Here is an 18413-nt window from a genome sequence, read left to right on the forward strand (position 1 = left end):
CCAATCGACCAACGGGTCTTCAAGGTCCTGAAGGATGCGGTCGCGGAGCCCAAAAGGCCGGCCGCCTTCGTGCCGCTCAGTACGCTGAAATAGCCTTCTCTTAAATGCCGTCTGCCTCAGAGCAAATAGTTACGGCGCGCCTGGAACCACTTTGGCATATGCACCCAATTCATTCTTTCGTTGCATGACCTCAGGTGTTCTCAGTTGGTATGACGCTTGCTGCTCTGCACCTAAGACTTGGCCGACAACAAATCGACCTTGTCCTAGAGAAGCGCATGCATAGCGTCATTTGTGTCAAGCAGGTCCCCGCGCCACCGAAAATCCGCGCGCGATTCCTGTCAAACACGATTGTGAGCGGCGTGCCGTACGCCAGGAGCAGAGCAAGCCGCTTCTCCGACGACACGCACGACTGGCTGCTCCGCGAGCGAGAAACCCTATCGTGCTCCTCGGAGGTCCTGAAGCCGTGCTCAGGCGCTGGGACGACCTCGCTCGTTTCCTCGACGATGGCAGCATCTGCTTGACCAACAATTGCGCCGAGCGCGCATTGAGAGGCATGGCCTGGGGAGGGCGCAACTGGACCTTCGACGGCAACCAGCGTGGCGCTGACCGTGCCGCCATCATGCTGACGATGATCACGACCTGTCGCCTCAATGAGGTGGATCCCAAGGCCTGGCTCGGCGACGTCCTCGCCCGTATCGCCGATCTTCCCGCTTCGCACCTGCGCGAACTGCTGCCCTGGGAATGGAAGCTCCTGCGACAAGACGACAAACCCTCCGATCAGCAGGCCCCCTGACCTTCACGCAACACTATTTAGAGTTCGCCGTGCCTGTGCGCATGCGTCAATCAGGCGGTCTTCGTCGTATGCGTACGCTCAATCTGAGTCCACTGCTTGTCCTTTCAGACAAAACAGCCCGTTGCCAACTGAAGCCCCCGTGCCGAAGCGCACTTCCTTCTTCTCGGTGACGACGAAATCTTCGAGATCGATGATCAACGCGTCGGCCTCGCCCTCTCGATTTTCGCGCAGAATACCCCGGCACAAACAGCATCGAAGCATTAGACCAAACTCTTTTTCATCATCTTTAGACATTGTCGCCATGAACACCGACCAGGATCTAGCGATAGCTCCTTCTTTCCGGGTACCATGGCGACAAGCTCATTCGCGCTCCCACGGCGCGAATTCTGCTGCGCGGCCTAATTGTCAACATCTCAGCCGCTAATTGCCCGCCAACGCCGAAACAGGAACAGTATCAGTGTGCCCATCACTGGGACGATTAACACCACAGTCGAGATTGCCGGGAGTAGGGGGGTGACTTCGAACAAGATGCCGTCCCAGAGTCGCACGGGCAGTGTCTTGTTGCGCGCACCACTTAGGAATAGCGACAAGATCACTTCATCAAAAGACACATGGAAAGCCAGTAACGCGCTACCGACCAGCGCGGTACTGATTTGCGGCAGCGTTACACGCCAGAACGTCTGCCAAGGCTGCGCTCCCAAATTGGCGGATGCCTGCCCCAGGTCGGGGCTCAGCGACTGCAAGCGGCTTCCCATGATCACAACGACGAACGGCAAGCCGACTACGGTATGCATCACTGCTATGCCTGTAACGGTGCCAACCATCCCGAGTTCAATAAATATGAAATACGCAGACGCCGCGATCACTACTGAAGGAACAATCTGAGGCGACATAAACACGGCCTCAGTAATCCCGCGCAGGCGTGCAGGCAAGCGCATAATACCCATCGCCGCCAACGTCCCAAGCACGGTCGCGCTGATCATGACTATCGAGGCAACCTTTACCGAGAGCCAGAAGGATTCCATCCATTTCTCGTCGGAGAAGAACAGACGGTACTGAGTGAGCGATGGATGGGAAGGAACGATCTCAAAACGAGTCGAGTCGTTGAACGACATTGGAATCACGGCGAATACCGGAAGGAGAAGGAACAAAATTGTGCCAACTCCAGCGAGTGCAAGAAGTATCCGCATTCCTGTGCTTTGGGGACGATATTGAGACATGCCGGAAAAGGTCTGGAGAGAATGGTGTTCAGACGGCTTTCAGGACGACCGCTTGGGGTAAGAGCGCACGGTAGATCATGTACAGAATCAGCGTTGAGGCTAGCAAGCTCGTCGACAACGCAAATGCGAGTGACCAGTTCAGCACTTCCTTAACGTTAAATGCTATGAGGTTCGCGACCATCATCTCGCGCGTCCCGCCGAGCATTGCAGGCGTGATGTAGAACCCTAGACCCATGATGAACGTCAGGAGCGCAGCCACGGCGGCGCCCGGAACTGTGAGCGGTAGCGTCACTCGAATGAAGGTCCGCATTTCGCTCGCGCCAAGACTGGAAGAAGCTGTTTTCAATTCAAGCGGTATTGCCAAGAGCGAGCTCAAGATAGGCAGGATGGCATATGGCAACAGCATGTTCACCATCGCGACTACTACCGCAAAGCGATTATACATGAGCTCAAGCGGTAGTAAAATCAAGCCGCTGTCTACCAGGAGCCGGTTGATCAATCCTGTGTCTTGCAGGATGAGCGTCCATACGTAGTTCCTCACCAAGACAGACAACATAAACGGAAACGAGATGAGGCCGATCGCAATCGTGCGCCACTTCGAGTCCAGTGAGGCTATGAAGTACGCACATAGGTATCCCATGATCAAACAAATCACACAGACTATGAGCGCCACTTCCAATGTTCTTAAGAATACCGAGCGGTATAGAGGAACTTCTATTAAACGACGATAATGCGAAAAATCGAGAGCCGTAGATCCGACACTTTGGGCGATACTTCCAGCAATTGGGAGCAGGAAGAACACGGCAAGAAACGCGGCTGGAAAAGCCAATAGTGCGACCGCGGCACCGTAGCTGCGAAGATAGCGGTTCATGCGGTCACCATACGCGCGTCCACGATGTGTGCCCCGTCCGCATTCACTATGACAGGGTTCAGGTCGAGCTCAATCAAATCAGTTCTTCGATCCCAGCAAAAGCGCGAGACCTTCTCAATAAGCTCGACGAGTGCTTGTCGCGCCACTTTCTCGCCCCCTCTGAAACCGGAGAGCAGGGGTGAGATGCGGGATGCGTTTATGATTGCGGCCGATTCCGCGGCGGTCATGGGCGCCAGCCTGCAATTCACATCCTTCATGATTTCGATCAACACGCCGCCTGCGCCGAAGAAGATTGCGGGCCCGAACTGCGGGTCAATCTTCGCTCCGATAAAGCACTCGATCCCCTTCCCTATCATGGGAGTGACCAAGGCTCTGGGATTCCTTTCACCCAGTTGGGTCGCGATACCTTCGAGTTTCGTAAACGCCACCGCCGAGTCTTGATCGGTAGCTATACCAAGCAATACTCCACCAACATCCGACTTGTGAATTGCTCGCGACGACAACAATTTCATTGCCATTGGCACACGAGCCTTTGACTTGACTTCGCGTGCTTCTCCCGCATTGTGGACGACCCACCACGGCGGCATTGCTATACCTGCTTCGCTCAGGATCCGACGGCATTCATCTTCAAGCAGCACCGTGTCTACAACGTCTACGTGAGCTTCGGCACGCGTTTGCACCTCGACAAGGACGGACGGGGCTTCGCGCTGCATCAATGCAGCCATACCTTTCGCCGAAGACTCAAGCTTTCCATAGACAGGTACGCCTGCAAAATGCAGGGGGCGCAACGTACTCGGATGGCTGTCTGCATGGTCGCTGTGGATCAATACTGGTTTGTCCGAGGCACTAGCAAGCTCACCAACGCTCTCTGCTGCAGCCGATTCAGCGGACTTCACTCCGCTCAACAAGTCGCCGCCGGCCGCCATCAAGTGGTAGCCACCGAAGTGGCCAGCAAAGATCACGCCACTTACAGCTGGATCTTCGAGGCATGCTTGCAGCACCCCTGGGATGCTTTCGGGGTTCGATTCGGCGACACCAGCGAAGTCAACTGGATTTCCGATGCCGCTGCGCACCGGCAACAGAGTCTTTAGCTTTTCATTGGTGCTAGGTGAAAAGCTGGCAAGCGTGAGCCCTAGACGCCCGGCTGTATCGGCCACCATGGTCGCGTGACCGCCGCCATCAGACAGGATCGCGACTGCGCTGCTTCGAAGCCTCTTCCCAATTGAGAAAGCCAGGGCGACATCGAACGCCTCATCGATTTCTTGGGCTCGATACACCCCCGCAGCGCGGAGAGCGGAGTCAACAATGATGTCATCACCAGCCAGTGATCCGGTGTGAGACTGGACTGCCCGGCGCCCCTCTTCTGATCCGCCAGGCTTGAGAATAACAACCGGTTTTCGCACGGCTGAACGCGACAGAACGTCTATCAACCTTCGCCCGTCATTTGGCGCAAAGCCTTCACAATAGATCAAGATGACGTTCGTCTGGTGGTCCAACAGCAGAACCTCAACCAGTTCGGAGATAGTGAGATCCGCGCTATTCCCGACGGCAAGAATGCTGGAGAAACCGGCCTGACGCGCGTGCGCATAACGCGTAAAGCTAAGCGCAATATTCCCACTCTGGGTGATCAGACCGATATGACCGCTTGGAATTTCCCAACCGAGCGTATTCACCCCGCCAGCAGCGCTGAAAACACCAGCGCTATTGGGACCCAGCATGCGGATACCACGATCGCGCAGGGTGGTTACCATTTGACACTCTGCGACCCGTCCTGCTTCTCCGGTCTCGCCGAAACCAGCCGAGACAACGATGACCGCTTTCGCATTCGCGGCTGCACATTCGTTGACAACGCTGGCCACGAAGTCAGACGGCACCATCACGACCGCCAGATCTACCCCATCCGGCAGCTCCTTCAGGCTGCGGTAGGCGCGCCTTCCATCGAGCTGATCGGCGGAGGGGTGGATTGGGTAAATAGCTTGCTCGCCGCGTGCAGTGAGGGCACTTCGCCAGCGCCGTCCGCCAGCTTTGTGTACAGCCGCAGTTGCGCCGATCATCGCGATGGAGCGCGGCCGCAGAAGGCTCTCGGTCAACGATTCAACCGGAGTGCTCATGTTCAGCAGCCTTTCCAGACGGGCTGACGCTTTTCGGCAAATGCGAGAGGGCCCTCCTTCGCATCTTCACTCGCATGCATCAACGCCAATCCTGCGGCGACAAAGCGCATGAATTCGTGCGGATGCTCGTGCAAGCCTCGCCAGCCAAGTTCCTTAGTGATCTTGACCGCCATCGGGGCATTCTCTGCAATGGATGCGGCGAGCTGCAAAGCTGTGGGCAGCAGCTTGGCAGGCGCAACCACCTGGCTAACAAGTCCCGTTTCATAGGCGCGCTGGGCAGCGATGGACTTTCCCGTAAGCAACATTTCCATTGCGACGGCGAACGGGATCGTCTGCACGAGTCTCATTGCTCCATAACCATGTAGGACAGCCCGCTTCACCTCGGGACACCCAAATGAAGCCTGTGTCGAGGCGATGCGTAGATCGCACGCCAACGCGAGCTCAAGACCACCCGCCAAACAATAGCCGTTGATTGCAGCAATTACAGGCTTGCGAACTTGGATAGCCTGTCCGAGCCGGTACGATCGATCGTCGTCCCAAAGTTCTGCGACGCCACCGCCAAAATTAGCCCCGTGCAGACTTTTCAGGTCAGCGCCAGCGCAGAACGACTTTTCACCCGCGCCTGTGAGGATACAAACTTTCAGTTCCGGGTCTCGATCGAATTCGTTAAAGTATTCGCCCATGGAGGCTACTACCTCTGCATCATAGGCATTCATTGCAGCCGGGCGGTTGATGGTTAGGACAGCAATACCACCATGGCTTTCGAAGACTACCTTTTCCATAGATTCGCTCATTGTTCTTAAGCTTCACGCTCGTAGGAACTGATTAGCTCAGTCGCCATTCGTTAAACCGCTCCGTAACACGAGCTAGATTCGGCCCCCACCATTCACCGTTGAAGAGGAATCCCGCGTCAAAGTTTCTCGATGCGGAAGGCAGCAAATCGAGGACCGAAGGCGCAACGAGGGGGAACGCCTTACGATTAGTTGGCCCGTACGCTATGTACTTTGTGAGTTCAGCTTGACGATCCGGGCGAATTGCAAATTCGATAAATCGCATCGCTTGATCGTAGTTCTTCGATCCTTTGGGAATAACCCAGCCCTCGTATGAGATTGCGGCCCCATCGTACGAAACGCGAATAGGCTTGCCCGCGAGCTGCGATGTCACGCCTCGGGTCCATGGAGTCATTACAATCTCGCGCGAAAGAAGCATCTGCTCGACCTGCGGGAATTGGGTCCACCAGACGGCGGTTCGCTTGAACTTTTCCAAACTCTTGAGTGATCTTTCGACGTCGAGCGGGTAAAGTTTTTCTTTCGGAACGCCATCCGCCAGGAGTGCGAACTCCAACAAGTAAGTGACCGAAGAAAGCATGCCGCGGCGCCCCTTGAACTTGTCCGTGTCCCACATGTCACGCCACGTGGTAGGCGTGGGCTGACCGCTAAACACCTCATTATTGTAGGTAAGTTGTGCAGCGAACGTGACACAGCCACAGCAGTAGTCAGTCACTGTTTGCGGGAGCAGGTCCGCAACTGAAAATCTGCTGTAGTCCAACTTCTCGAGAAGCCCCTCGAGGAGAGCCGTGTAGCGCAGGCGATCTGGCAGCGAGATCAAATCCCATTCAACATTGTTGGAGCCCACCTGCGCCTTCAGGCGCGCCAATTCGACGCCTGTTGTCGCAATGATACGGATACCAGTTTCCTTCTCAAAGGGCTCGAACAGCGCCTTGACTTGCCCTTCTTGATAGGCGCCCCCGAAGCCAGCAAAAACAAGTTCCTTGCCACTCTGCGCACGGGCGGCTATCGCAGGGAGAGCTAGCGCGGCGGAAGCGGTCGCCATCGTGGCAACGAAGCGGCGGCGCGTAGTCATGCGGCTTTCAATTGTCATGCGTGGTTCCCTTTCGGCGCTGGGGAGATGAGCACTAAATCGGAAGGATGCCAGGAAACTCGAGCGTCTTCGCCCGGCTCGGGCAGCCATCGAGAATTTCCACCGATCGGCCTCGATAAAACAAAGGTGCCGTCGGACAATTGCAGAGTCACACGAAAGGTGTCGCCGCAAAATATGCGCTGAAGGACACGGCCCCGCAGTTCACGAGATGCATCTTCCGTGGGCGGGAATAGCTCGATTGCCTCGGGGCGAACGAGGCAGGTGACAGATGCACCCGAACTAACTGAAGAGGACGCACCCATCTGGACTCGCAGTCCTGAGCCTAATACCAGCTCGGTTCGGCCCGCACCTACCTCGACGCGCCCTTTGAGGACGTTCGATTCACCAAGAAATCCGGCAACGAATTCATTCTGGGGCCGGTAATAGAGGTCCGCCGGGCTGCCCATCTGTTGAACCGCTCCATCATTAATAACGACGATCATGTCCGACATGACGAGTGCTTCGGTTTGATCGTGAGTGACGGCGATTGTGGTAATCTTCAGCGCGCGTTGAAGATTGCGGACTTCAAGCTGCATTTCCTCTCGTAACCGCTTATCAAGCGCTGCCAGCGACTCGTCCATCAGCAAGACCGGCGGCCGAAATATCAGGGCCCGCGCAAGCGCGACGCGCTGCTGTTGACCGCCGGAAAGGTCCGAAGGCCGTCGGGTTGCCAAATCCGAGAGCCGCACCATCTCAAGCGCTTCTTTAACCGCGCCCTCAATCTCGCGCTTTCGCATCCCGCGCATTTGAAGTGGGTAGGCCAGGTTGCCAGCGACTGTGAGGTGCGGAAACAGAGCATATTGTTGGAATACAAAACCGACGTTTCGCTTTTGCGGTGCCAGGCTTGTGACGTCGCGGTCACCTATCAGTATTGCCCCTGTGGAGGGGTGCTCAAAGCCCGCAATCATCTTGAGCAGGGTCGTCTTTCCAGAGCCACTCGGCCCAAGCAAAGTCACGAATTGCCCGGACCCAATCGAGAGCGACGTTGAACGGACGACTTCTAGATCGCCGAAGCGCTTGCTTACGTCACGAATCTCAAGTCTGCCGCGCTCGCTCGTCCCTGATCGTTCTGCACACATGATCATCGAACTCAGCGATTCGGGGGCAAAGAAGGCGACGAATTTCTCTGGCCTAAATGTAGGACCTATGGTATTTGCCGTCAAGACAATTGTTGGACCAATTTGGAAACTGCTATGAAGCCCGAGAAGTCGCCCTTGGACATCGATGTCATTCAGACGCCGAAGAAGTCTGGCGTGCTCGCAGCCATGCTGCGTGAGAAAATCTTAAGTGACGAATTACGAGAGGGTGACGCCCTTCCTTCCGAGCGAGAGCTCGTAGAAAGGACGGGAATAAGTCGTACCTCCGTTCGCGAGGCGCTTAGCCTCCTAGAAGCAGACGATCTCATCACAACGCGGCCCGGGCGAAACGGCGGAGCCGTTGTGCAGAAGCCAAGGCCGGCAATCATGACTCGCCCGATTCAACTCCTGATTCGCGGCCGCCGGCTCCCGTTCCAAGCGATCATTGAGACTCGAGAGGCGCTGGAGCCGAACGGCGCGAGCCTAGCAGCGATCCACCGCACCGACGACGATCTGGAACGCATGGAGCACGCATGCCTCGAACTGGAGTCATCCTTGAATGATGTAAGCCGGTATCTCAAGGCCAATACAAAGTGGCATCTAGCCGTGATGCAGGCCAGCCACAACGACCTGTTGATCGGATTCATGCTCGCGATTTCAGACGTCATGCACGCAGCAACCGACATCGACGAATTCAATACGGCTGAATCGCGGCTCGCGGTGGCCAAAGCTCACAGGCGCGTAATGGATGCAATCTTGCGCCAAGACTCCGCGGCCGCTCGGCGGCGTATGGAGCGACATGTGGTCGCCTACTCGAAGCAGATCGCGCCTCATGCGCCAGTCAACATCTCACTCGAAGACTAGGTAGAAGGCTAGACATGAGCATTGATCTTACCATCGACGATGGGATAGCGACGGTAATCCTCAACCGCCCCGATCGTCTCAACGCTCTAAATCATGAGCATTATCAATCGCTTTCCGCGGCGTGGATAGAAGTTCGGGACAACGCGAACATTCGTGCGGCCATCGTCACCGGTGCAGGTACGAAATCATTCTGCGCAGGCGCAGATCTGAAGGAGTTCATACCGAATCCTCCAAACGCAAGCGAAATGTGGCAGACACAAAGGGAAGAGCTTCTCAATCGAGGGCTGGAGGTTTGGAAGCCGATCATCGCAGCCGTGAACGGCTGGTGCTTGGGAGGTGGAATGACGCTCCTGTTTGCAACGGACATTCGCATTGCCGCTTCCCACGCACGTTTCGGGTTACCAGAGATCAAAAGAGGAATTATCGCGGGCAATGGCGGCACACAACGGACGCTAATGAATCTGCCATATCCGCTCGCAATGGAACTTCTCCTGACCGGCGACGACATTGATGCAGAGACGGCGAGAGGTTGGGGAATCATCAACAAGGTTGTTGCGCCCGATGAGCTTATGCCTGCAGCGCTGGAGTATGCACGTCGGACTGCTCGCAACGCGCCGCTCGCCGTACAGGCATCAAAGGAGCTTGCCCTTCGCAGCAGGGACGTCGACTTGGCGACGGGGCTCCGAATAGAGCAGATGTTCAATCGGTTCCTTATGGGCACGCAAGATGCGTCTGAAGGCGCCCAGGCGTTCACCGCAAGTCGGCCACCGAAATTTATTGGAAATTGAAGGGTAGTGCACCTAGGCGGTAAGTTTATCTAGGACGGGGTGCCTCGGCGAGGGAGCGGGAATCATGTGTTGATTCTATTCACGACTCCGCGCGTTATCGATAGCGCTCTTCCTTCTCCATCTCTTAGTGCGAGCTGAAAACGAGCGCAACTTGATAAGTCGCCCGCCACGACTGCGGACGTCTCAATTCTCAATCTCTGTCACGATCAACAAGCCGACTGCGCGTTCTTATGGAGCCTCAACAGGTTGTTCCTGATCAGAGCAAGTCTGCTGATGGGTGGGAGCGCACGGCCTTCCATTCGGCTTTGAGGTGTAGGATTTGGTGCGCATGTGTTTGATGCCGAGGCGTGTAGGTTTTGCGGAAAGCAAAGAATTTGTAGCAGGATCCGTTGTCGGTGATCATCCGCTCGACCGTGACGCCGAGGCTCGCGCAATAAGCGATCGCGGCCTTCAGGAAGGCCACTGTTCCGCCGCTCACTCTTCATGACCTTGGTGAACGCAATTCGGTGAGCATCGTCGATACAGATGTGGGCCTATTCTCGGCCAGGCCCTTCGCCACGAGGACGCAAGTTGCTCTGACCGGTGCGGTCGCCATTCGTCGCACCACCGTGCCGTTCTTCTGCTCGACAATGCCTGATCGCTCTTGCAATAGGAGCGACCGCGCGAAGACGATGCCAGCCTGTTCGCAATATGCTACAAGGTCTCGTTCATGAACACGGAATCGGTCCAGACCAAGAGCGCAAACGAGGTTCGATCAGAACCGCGCTCAACAACCTCTGTTTGTCCTCTGTTTCGCGCACCAGAAGTGGCGCGTATTCCGGTTGTGATGTCCGTGAGAACGAGCGTCTGAACGAAACTGCCGCGTCCCGAAGGACTGCTGTGAGCAACAAGATCAGCAGCAACGAAATCCGGACCGGATCTCCCCAATCGGTTGAAGTGCGAACAGGATTGCTGCGTTGCAGAGCACTTGCTAAAGAGCGACGGCGCTGTTGGCCACTTTGTTCACGAACTCCTCGAGGTGCCCTAAGATCATCGCCGCACTCATCAATAACAATTTAGCCTGAATCTCTAGCGGCAGGTCGATATGGCCATGCCGTCCATCGGTTCAATCAAGATCGGCAGCAGGGCCCATCCTGTAGCGTTGCGCCAAAGCAGACTTCAGCACCTTCTTCGTCGCCATACTTAATCGCCACATCGTTGCCCTCGCGCTCCCCTGCCATTGGGAGCAATTTAGGTGAGGCAACAACTCAGGATTCAGGAGCATTTCTGCCGACGCAATGCGCCGACTACACCTCGCCGCCGCTCCGCACGGCAGCTTAACCCCAGTAGCGGACTGATCGATGCGGGGATTCAGTTCAAACAACCGAGACCAGCTCACGCGACGCTAGAGCGGCCACATACAATTTGCTTGAGCGTTGTGCGAGACGCATCTGACGTGTCCTGTTTAAGACGCTCATGTTCCAAGCTCGACACAATAGCGAAAGACTTAGGCGGTCGGCGAAATAGGATACCGTTTTCTTGCGCAAGGCTCGCACAATATCTTTGGCACGCGGATTGCTGGCACAGCAGCAGATGCGGAGGCGAAGCGGAGTTTCGCTCACGGATGGGCCGTTGGTCATGGAATTTCTCGTGAATCGTTCGAGAGAGCAAGGAAGCTCTTCGTCGCTCAATCGGACGTTGCGAGCATAAAGCTGAGTTGTCGAACCCCGAGCACGGGAACTTGGCGTCTCCTCAACTAACGAACGAACTGATCTGCAGTTAGGAGAGCCTAGCTGTTGTGCGCGAGGTTGTCGTTCAAATTGCGGATTCGACGAACGAAGAAGGGGGCGCCATTTCGAGCGCTATGAAAAGGAGTGTAAATGACAACTGGACGACCGCGAGTTCGCCGTCGCAATTTCGTGAGATCGATCATATCGCGATTGCTGTGCTCGATTTCGGGCATCCATCCGGTGTTTTCGGAATGTGCGGGGTTTTGAATTGTCCGACTACCGCAGAGCACGCACTATAGGAGTTAACATTGGCAAGAAGAGCGCTCGTCCTACTTGAGGGCCACAGAAGTATTGGTCTGCTATATGTGAAAGCGGCCCAGCGTCTGGGGCTTCATCCAATTACCCTGTCGTCAGATCTAACTCAGTACGGTTATCTTGCGGCGGAAGGGGTTGAGGCAATCCGTGTCGATACAGACAATCTCGATACGCTGATCCACGAATGTTCCCGGCTGCGTACGACCTATGACATTGCTGGCATCACTGGCTTTGCGGGCGACGACGAATCCGTTTATGTAATGGTTGGCAAGCTCAGCCAGCACTTCAATCTACCAGGACCGAACCCCGCATCGATTGAAGGTTGCTGCGACAAATTCACCCAACGTCAACTTCTCGCGGAAGCCGGCGTACCAGTGCCCGCTTATCGACTGGCAGAGGATGCGGCGAACGTAGAAAGTGCTGCCCGGGACATTGGCCTGCCGGTGATCCTTAAGCCAAGGATCGGCAGCGGTAGCATCGGCGTCCTGTTGAGCCGCACCGTCGATGAGTTAGCCGAACATACTACTTATCTGTTGAGTGGGAAGCACACGTGGAGATCTTCGCCAAGAATACTGGTCGAGGAATTCGCACAAGGCCAGCACTATAGTGCTGACACAATGGGAAGTGAAGTCGTTGCGATCTCCGCCACCAACTTCGACCGCCCACCACATTTCGTTGTTCTCGAATCCACTTTTCCGGCGGTGTTAACCGATGAGGAGTATAAACGTGTCGCCGATCTTTCGCTGAGCTGTTTGCGAGCTCTCGGCCTTGGCTGGGGGCCAACAAACATTGAGTTCCGGTGGACGAAGCGTGGCCCAGTGGTCATTGAAGTCAATCCGCGTATTCCGGGTGGGACCATTCCTCGACTGATTCACCTGGCTTACGGTATCGATCTTGTCACCGAGCACATCAAAGCTGTCATCGGCGAGGAATGGGATTTACGCAGAAGCCATTCTCACACTGCCACCGCGCGCATGCTAAACGCTGATCGCGATGGCATCCTCGATTGGACGGATGGTGACAGCCGCGCGGCTGCGATACCAGGTGTCGTTGAAGTGAAATTCTATGTTGAACCCAGGACACCGATTGTAAGGAAAGGCGATTATCGAGACACTATTGGACATGTCATCGCTGCTTCGGCCAGCCGAGCTCAGACCGATGCGATACTTCAGCAAGCCGTCGACCTAATCGGTTGGTCGATCGCACCAATCCCGCCCCTTGGCGAACGGAAACAATCATCGGGAACTCACCTGCCGGCACCATCCACCTACTCGGATTCGCGCCCCCACACTGCGGTGATGAAATTCATCGAAGGAACGCGCGTCGTTAGCGAGGCCGAACTTCAAGCCAGCAGCATCACGCGCTATCACGTGACGAAATTCTACCGTGAGCAGATCACCAACAGTGGTTACTATGACCAGCTGAAGTACATTGTGGAGCCCTCATTAAAGGAGTTCGACAGTCTTGGCCAATTGGATACCAGCGGCGAGCACGACAACACGATCGTGCCCGGATTCCAGCACAAGTACGCCCAAACCGGGTTGTTGCTGGTAACGGACCGTTGCGCTTCTTATTGCCGTTACTGCCTTCGCAAACGCATTGTTGGCAAAGACTCCGATGAAATCGCAGCTGATTTCGCCCAGATTGCGCAATATATTTGTGGTCATTCCGAGATGACGAACGTGCTGCTATCGGGCGGCGACCCATTCATGCTTAGCACGGCCAAACTAGGCAAAATACTTGATCATCTGCTGCCAATTCCACACCTGAATTCAATTCGATTCGGTACTAAAGCATTAGCCTATCAGCCCGACCGATTCGAGGATCCCGCTCTAACAACATTGTTCCAACGGATCCATGATGCTGGTAAGACCGCAGTGGTCGTCACACACTTCGACCATATCGGTGAAATCTCGGTCAATGCGGAGCGGAACATTCGCTCCTTGCGTGCGCAGGGTGTGCAGTTCCTGAACCAAACCGTGCTTCTCGCGAATGTCAATGATGATCCAGAGATCTTGGCTGCCACCTTCGCCAGGTGTCATCAAACGGGTGTCCGCCCTTACTATCTCTTTCAGGCTAGGCCGGTGCGGGGCGCATCGCATTTTCAGGTTTCACTGCGCCGCGGGATAGAGATTGCGCGCAGTATCAACCAACGTCTCAGCGGCATTCAAAAAACATTCAAATACGCCATGTCCCATTACACAGGAAAGATTGAGATCCTCGATCTCGGGGCCGATGGCCGAGTATATATGCGATATCATCAAAGCAAGACGCCGGAAATGATCGGAAAGGTCTTTTCCCGGCTGCACCTTGAGGGCGCCTGCTGGTTGGACGATTTGCCCGAAGGATGAGATCGAAAGGCGCGCCGGGATACGACGTGCTCAGCCAGTGCTGCGGATTCGACTACGGGTAATTCAGGAGACGGGAATGGGCGAAGGACCAAATTCGGCAAGTTCTGTGAGGCGGCGGCGTATCGTTTCTTCAGAGATGAAGTCCCCACGACGGATACACGTTCCAACAAGGAACAACGTCAAATTGAATACTGATAGTCACGGCGACAATAATTCCTCCGAGGTGTCCGTAAACTCGATAACTCAATCATTCAGCCTCTCGTCCCCTCAAGTCTGGCTACGAGCTCCACTCGTGATCGCCATGGAGAACTACGATGTTTCCGAATCGTGTAGAGTCTCACATCGCTAGGTTGAAAAAGTTAGACCCGATGGCCTTCACGGCCATCGATCCGAGAATAGTTAGAGAATCATTCGCCCATACCGATCTGGTCAAACTCTCGCGCAATGAGTTTACCCCGGAAGGACGTGGGTCGGACTACCTCGATAGCATCCAACTGTCGCTGCTGGCACGATCGGAGGGTGTGATGGATCTGCTGGACAAGATGCACCCCAATGGTCGTGACGGACTTTGTTCATCGTTGATCATCTGCGATCTTCTCGCTGGCGACGGATACGTGAACAAGGTGGCCCAACAACTCTTGGGCGCGGCGCGCTGCCCCACGTTCATCAACTCTGATATCTCTCAGTTCATGGTCGACCGTTGCATCCGCGACGGTCTATTTGCGATATGGCAAAGCGCGACCGATCCGTTCTGGATTAGAGACGGATCGGTGGATGGTGTGCTGATGGCTTACGGCACGCACCACATCCCGCGTGCTCAGCGCGCGACCGCGGTCCAGGCGGCCGCGCGAATTCTCCGGCCCGGTGGTATCCTTGTTCTTCACGACTTCGAAGAGGGCTCACCCACTGCTCGCTGGTTCGCTGACGTGGTGTCACTTTATTCGGTGACACCGCATGACTATCCTCATTTTACCGCGGGCGAGGTCCTCGATCTGTTCGCTGTTGCGCAGTTCGATGAGGTAACGGTGCAGCGCATCACAGACCCTTTCGTGTTCCACGGAGGAGATGAGCAAAGCGTTCTCCAATTACTAGCCGAATATGTTGTCAAGATGTACGGGCTGGAGAAGCTTCGGCCGCACACGCAGCGCGTACTCGCGCTTCTTGATAAGCATTTCGGGCTCGTCGTGACACGAAGCTCTCAGGGTGAATTCGAGGCGCGCATCGCGCGCAATGCCTTGGTCGGTAGGGGGCGACGGGTCGCCTGATCAAGGATCTACCTCCTTTCAATTACTCATATTTTTGCTTTGACCGCCGCTCCCAGTTTGGTGTCAGGCAGCTGCGATAAACCCGCGCCAGATCACGATATTTCTTGTCTTGGTCCGTCACCAAATGATCGAGAAGTCTGATAGCGGGATTGTCAGCGGGCCGTCTTTCTTGCTTGTCCAGAACGTGGTTGCCGCCAAGGCGGTCGGAAGCGCTGGGTTGTCGGGGCGCTCGAATGCCTCAGAATGCCGCACTGCGCGCGCCCAGCCGTCTTACCCGTGAGGGCCGATCCGGCTTGTGGTGCCAGCTAAATTTTTTCGTATCATAAAGGACGAGGATCGGACCCTCCGCCGTCATCTTCTCGTGCGTCGCCTCTGACCGAGAGCGGCCCATCACGGTCGCATCAGCAGGATCGGCCGCAGTCATGCGCACGCTATGCTGATCGAGGCGGCCTAGGCAGTGGCCAAGGCGCTACTGCTTTTTTTGTGCGCATCCGTACCGTATCTCTCCGAAGGCCGCCTTGTGTAGTTTGCGAGGCGGCCTAAGGATTTGAGCTTAAGTCTAGCTTTGAGATCACGTCGGGAATGAAGTTCAATTTGTTGGGCGCCCGAGCGTCGGCGGCGATGGAGTTACGACGAGAAGGTCCGCCTTGTCGAAGAGACCTTGTAGCCTGGCGAGACGGTCTGCGGGGGGCACGCCGGCACGAGGTGGCTCGTAGCCTCCTGTTCACCTGGCGTCGACAAGCGCGCCAGGGGCGACTGGGCGGAGATGCCGCGCCTGCTCTTGTTCCCGTCGCGACCACACCTGTAGCGGCTCTGATCTCGACCGGCGCACCACAACTGGGATATTTACCGCCGCGCCGCGTGCAGGGGCTGGAATCATCGAGATTGAGCTCGATGGCAGTCGTGTTCGCGTCGACGTGACGTTGACGTTGAGGCGCTGCAGCAGGTCCTTGAGCCTTGCGACGACGATGATTCCGATTCCGAGCGGCGTCAGAGTCTGGATCCCCACCGATATGCGCCGCGGCATGTGAAGCCTGCCTCTTACGGTTCAGGAGAGCCGGAAGCCCGATCCCCATGCCGGCGATCTCTACATCTTCCGGGGCCGCAGCGGTGACCTGGTCAAGATTCTTTGGCGATGGGTTTGGCATGTCGCTCTAGCCCAAGCGCCTGGATCGAGGCAACTTCATCTGACCTTCGGGGTCGAACGGCGCGGTATCGATCTCCGCCGCGCAGATGGCGCTACCAGACCTGGCTGAGCCCGAACAAGGTTGCCATTACGACTTCAGCAGTTCCAAGCAGTAGCGGACCGTCAGTTCAGTTGTCGGAATAAGCAGGTCATCAGAGGCTCCGAAAGCAGGTGTGTGCACTCCGACCTCGTTGCCCGGCTCCTTGCTGCCAAACCAGAAATAGATCGAAGGCACACACGTGGAATAGAAGCCGAAATCGTCGGCACCGCTAATCGGCAGTTTCTTGTCAGAAAAGTGGCTCTCGCCCATCGTCTCACTCACCAGTCGTCGAAAGCGCTCGACCATGACCGAATCGTTGATGACAGGCGGCTCGCCCGCTGTACAGGAAAACTCAGCTTTTCCCCGATGCATGGTGGCGACACCTTCAGCTATTTCGCGAACGCGCCGAATCAGGATATTCCTCCTGGCTACACTGCTCGTTCTGATTGTTCCACTCATGGTAACACAAGGGCAAATGATGTTTGTCGCCCCGCCACCAGCGATAGTGCCAATTGTGATATGAGCGCCATCCTCGAATGGCATTTCTCGAGACACGACCTTTTGGACCTCGTTAATAAAAGCCCCCGCTATCGCAATTGCGTCCACCCCGGCATGCGGACTGGAGCCGTGAGCCATGGTCCCAATGAGATTGAGGACGAATTGATCGGCCGACGTGGTTACTGCCCCTGCGAGTGCCCCGTACGTGCCGGCGGGCAAATCAGGTTTGACATGGAAGCCAACGGCAGCGTCGAACCCGTCAAGCAGACTATTTTCGGCTATCGAACGACCACCTAGCGGTTCAGCCTCCTCAGCCGGCTGGAAGAACACGCGAAGCCTGCCGGAAAAGCTCTCACGCATCCTACGCAGTGCAAGCGCGGTCCCCATGGCTATCGATGCATGCATATCGTGGCCACAGGCGTGCATCACCCCGGGGACTTGCGAGCGATAAGGCAGGTCGTCTCGAGTTTCCTGAATCGGCAACGCATCGATGTCTCCCCGTACAGCGACGGAGCGCTGCGGTCCCGGAGCCAAGCCTTCGATGTCGACGTACAGGCCAGTTTTGTGAAACGTTTTCGCGCCCGCCAGTCCGAACTTTTCGAGGGTTTCGCGGATTCGTTCCTGAGTTTTCCATTCATTATTGGAAAGCTCGGGCTCACGATGCATGGCATGACGCATCTCGATGATTGCGGTTTGCTCGGCATCGGAAATCAATTTGTTTGCAGTTGTTCTCATTCCCTAGTCGCCCCTGTAGGAAGTCCCAGAACCTACTTCCTAAGCTAGCAGGCTCTGAGCGACGAAATACATCGTCCAACTAGACCATGACGCAGCAATGCCGCAACATTGAGGGCTGACGCGCGCCTTCGCGGAATCAGACTATCGCCGTGATTCTGGCTGGCCGGCTGCCGGGCTGAACTTGGCCGTCGCTGGCCGGAATGGCCGACGAGGACCTTGAACTGTTGCTTTTCCCTGCGCCAAGGCCTGCGTCGCGCCGGGAGCTACGCTTTGTCCGCGCTGGCAGGGAACGTCGCTGCGGCGGTGTGTTGGGGCGAAGCTGCCCAACTCCAGCGTCCGGGGCTCGGCAGGCGGGTCCATCAGATTGTGGATCAATCGCGCGAGCAGTCCTGTTGCGTTGATAATGCCTGATGCCTCACGACGGTATTCGGCGCCGATACCACACCCGATCCGTAATGTTGTCTACCGCGGTGGGTCCTGCTCATTATGACCGAAGCCAATCTCCTGATGCGATGTGCCCGAGTTTGCGGGCCGATGAACCCTGACGGGTCGGTCTGACAGTCGATCCGCGCCGGAAACCCGAGCTGATCCAGGACGTAGAAAGGTGAGAGCTCAACTGGCGCGTCGGTTTTGCGACACTGTCATCCTGGCGCATCCGGTCGCGGGCGAGA

The 18413-nt window shown here is 56.2% G+C and carries 13 protein-coding genes and 2 pseudogenes; 6 read left to right on the top strand and 9 right to left on the bottom strand.

From position 1 onward, the window contains the following. A pseudogene (gene nifW / locus YUA_RS46565) lies at positions 1 to 93 on the top strand (nitrogenase-stabilizing/protective protein NifW); the annotation flags it as partial. 196 nt (positions 94 to 289) lie between these two features. Then, on the top strand, positions 290 to 793 hold the full coding sequence (locus YUA_RS49500) for a transposase (protein ID WP_245285384.1): 504 nt from the start codon (positions 290 to 292) through the stop codon (positions 791 to 793). A 78-nt stretch (positions 794 to 871) separates the two neighbouring features. On the opposite strand, the gene YUA_RS0140120 is transcribed toward YUA_RS49500, so the two are convergent. From YUA_RS0140120 to YUA_RS0140150, 7 genes are all read right to left on the bottom strand, one after another. Then, the gene (locus YUA_RS0140120; protein ID WP_156947610.1) at positions 872 to 1102 is read right to left on the bottom strand and encodes a hypothetical protein; all 231 of its coding nucleotides are present in this window, start codon (positions 1100 to 1102) and stop codon (positions 872 to 874) included. Positions 1103 to 1206: 104 nt separating this feature from the next. Then, positions 1207 to 1908: an ABC transporter permease gene (locus YUA_RS0140125; RefSeq protein ID WP_198029594.1), complete on the bottom strand. Its 702-nt coding sequence runs from the start codon at positions 1906 to 1908 to the stop codon at positions 1207 to 1209. Positions 1909 to 2041: 133 nt separating this feature from the next. Next, entirely contained in the window at positions 2042 to 2884 is an 843-nt protein-coding gene (locus YUA_RS0140130) for an ABC transporter permease (protein ID WP_027535680.1), read from the bottom strand. Beyond that, entirely contained in the window at positions 2881 to 4995 is a 2115-nt protein-coding gene (locus tag YUA_RS0140135; protein WP_035972993.1) for an acetate--CoA ligase family protein, read from the bottom strand. Before YUA_RS0140135 ends, YUA_RS0140130 begins: the two co-directional genes overlap by 4 nt. A 2-nt stretch (positions 4996 to 4997) precedes the next feature. Further along, positions 4998 to 5777, bottom strand: a complete 780-nt coding sequence (locus YUA_RS0140140; protein ID WP_027535682.1) for an enoyl-CoA hydratase/isomerase family protein — start codon at positions 5775 to 5777, stop codon at positions 4998 to 5000. A 43-nt stretch (positions 5778 to 5820) separates the two neighbouring features. Then, positions 5821 to 6876: an ABC transporter substrate-binding protein gene (locus YUA_RS46570; protein WP_051383636.1), complete on the bottom strand. Its 1056-nt coding sequence runs from the start codon at positions 6874 to 6876 to the stop codon at positions 5821 to 5823. Then, positions 6873 to 8000 (bottom strand): ABC transporter ATP-binding protein, encoded by a 1128-nt coding sequence (locus YUA_RS0140150; RefSeq protein WP_051383637.1) that lies wholly within the window; start codon positions 7998 to 8000, stop codon positions 6873 to 6875. Before YUA_RS0140150 ends, YUA_RS46570 begins: the two co-directional genes overlap by 4 nt. A gap of 108 nt (positions 8001 to 8108) precedes the next feature. Here YUA_RS0140150 and YUA_RS46575 point away from each other — a divergent pair, with 108 nt between their 5' ends. Together YUA_RS46575 and YUA_RS0140160 are read left to right on the top strand one after the other, a co-directional pair. Further along, positions 8109 to 8855, top strand: a complete 747-nt coding sequence (locus tag YUA_RS46575; RefSeq protein ID WP_051383638.1) for a FadR/GntR family transcriptional regulator — start codon at positions 8109 to 8111, stop codon at positions 8853 to 8855. A gap of 14 nt (positions 8856 to 8869) precedes the next feature. Then, on the top strand, positions 8870 to 9643 hold the full coding sequence (locus YUA_RS0140160) for an enoyl-CoA hydratase/isomerase family protein (RefSeq protein WP_027535684.1): 774 nt from the start codon (positions 8870 to 8872) through the stop codon (positions 9641 to 9643). A gap of 256 nt (positions 9644 to 9899) precedes the next feature. Here the strand turns inward: YUA_RS0140160 and YUA_RS47375 are convergent, their stop codons facing one another. After that, entirely contained in the window at positions 9900 to 10106 is a 207-nt protein-coding gene (locus YUA_RS47375; RefSeq protein WP_156947612.1) for a hypothetical protein, read from the bottom strand. Positions 10107 to 11660: 1554 nt separating this feature from the next. Here YUA_RS47375 and YUA_RS46585 point away from each other — a divergent pair. Together YUA_RS46585 and YUA_RS0140185 are read left to right on the top strand one after the other, a co-directional pair. Next, positions 11661 to 12893, top strand: a pseudogene (locus YUA_RS46585) (ATP-grasp domain-containing protein); the annotation flags it as partial. A gap of 1439 nt (positions 12894 to 14332) precedes the next feature. Beyond that, a complete protein-coding gene (locus tag YUA_RS0140185; RefSeq protein WP_027535686.1) occupies positions 14333 to 15283 on the top strand; it encodes a methyltransferase domain-containing protein in 951 nt (316 codons plus the stop codon). 1274 nt (positions 15284 to 16557) lie between these two features. Here the strand turns inward: YUA_RS0140185 and YUA_RS0140190 are convergent. Further along, the gene (locus YUA_RS0140190; protein ID WP_027535687.1) at positions 16558 to 17742 is read right to left on the bottom strand and encodes a M20 family metallopeptidase; all 1185 of its coding nucleotides are present in this window, start codon (positions 17740 to 17742) and stop codon (positions 16558 to 16560) included. Between the last annotated feature and the right edge of the window lie 671 nt (positions 17743 to 18413).

It is taken from the genome of Bradyrhizobium sp. WSM3983, from assembly GCF_000473045.1.
In the GTDB taxonomy this organism is placed as follows: domain Bacteria; phylum Pseudomonadota; class Alphaproteobacteria; order Rhizobiales; family Xanthobacteraceae; genus Bradyrhizobium.

Bases quoted from the DNA above. Each gene is read 5' to 3' on its own strand.
- YUA_RS46575 (WP_051383638.1), top strand. From the start codon at position 8,109: ATGAAGCCCGAGAAGTCGCCCTTGGACATCGATGTCATTCAGACGCCG.
- YUA_RS0140130 (WP_027535680.1), bottom strand. From the start codon at position 2,884: ATGAACCGCTATCTTCGCAGCTACGGTGCCGCGGTCGCACTATTGGCT.
- YUA_RS46570 (WP_051383636.1), bottom strand. From the start codon at position 6,876: ATGACAATTGAAAGCCGCATGACTACGCGCCGCCGCTTCGTTGCCACG.
- YUA_RS0140185 (WP_027535686.1), top strand. From the start codon at position 14,333: ATGTTTCCGAATCGTGTAGAGTCTCACATCGCTAGGTTGAAAAAGTTA.
- YUA_RS0140140 (WP_027535682.1), bottom strand. From the start codon at position 5,777: ATGGAAAAGGTAGTCTTCGAAAGCCATGGTGGTATTGCTGTCCTAACC.
- YUA_RS0140190 (WP_027535687.1), bottom strand. From the start codon at position 17,742: ATGAGAACAACTGCAAACAAATTGATTTCCGATGCCGAGCAAACCGCA.
- YUA_RS0140150 (WP_051383637.1), bottom strand. From the start codon at position 8,000: ATGATCATGTGTGCAGAACGATCAGGGACGAGCGAGCGCGGCAGACTT.
- YUA_RS0140160 (WP_027535684.1), top strand. From the start codon at position 8,870: ATGAGCATTGATCTTACCATCGACGATGGGATAGCGACGGTAATCCTC.
- YUA_RS0140135 (WP_035972993.1), bottom strand. From the start codon at position 4,995: ATGAGCACTCCGGTTGAATCGTTGACCGAGAGCCTTCTGCGGCCGCGC.
- YUA_RS0140125 (WP_198029594.1), bottom strand. From the start codon at position 1,908: ATGTCGTTCAACGACTCGACTCGTTTTGAGATCGTTCCTTCCCATCCA.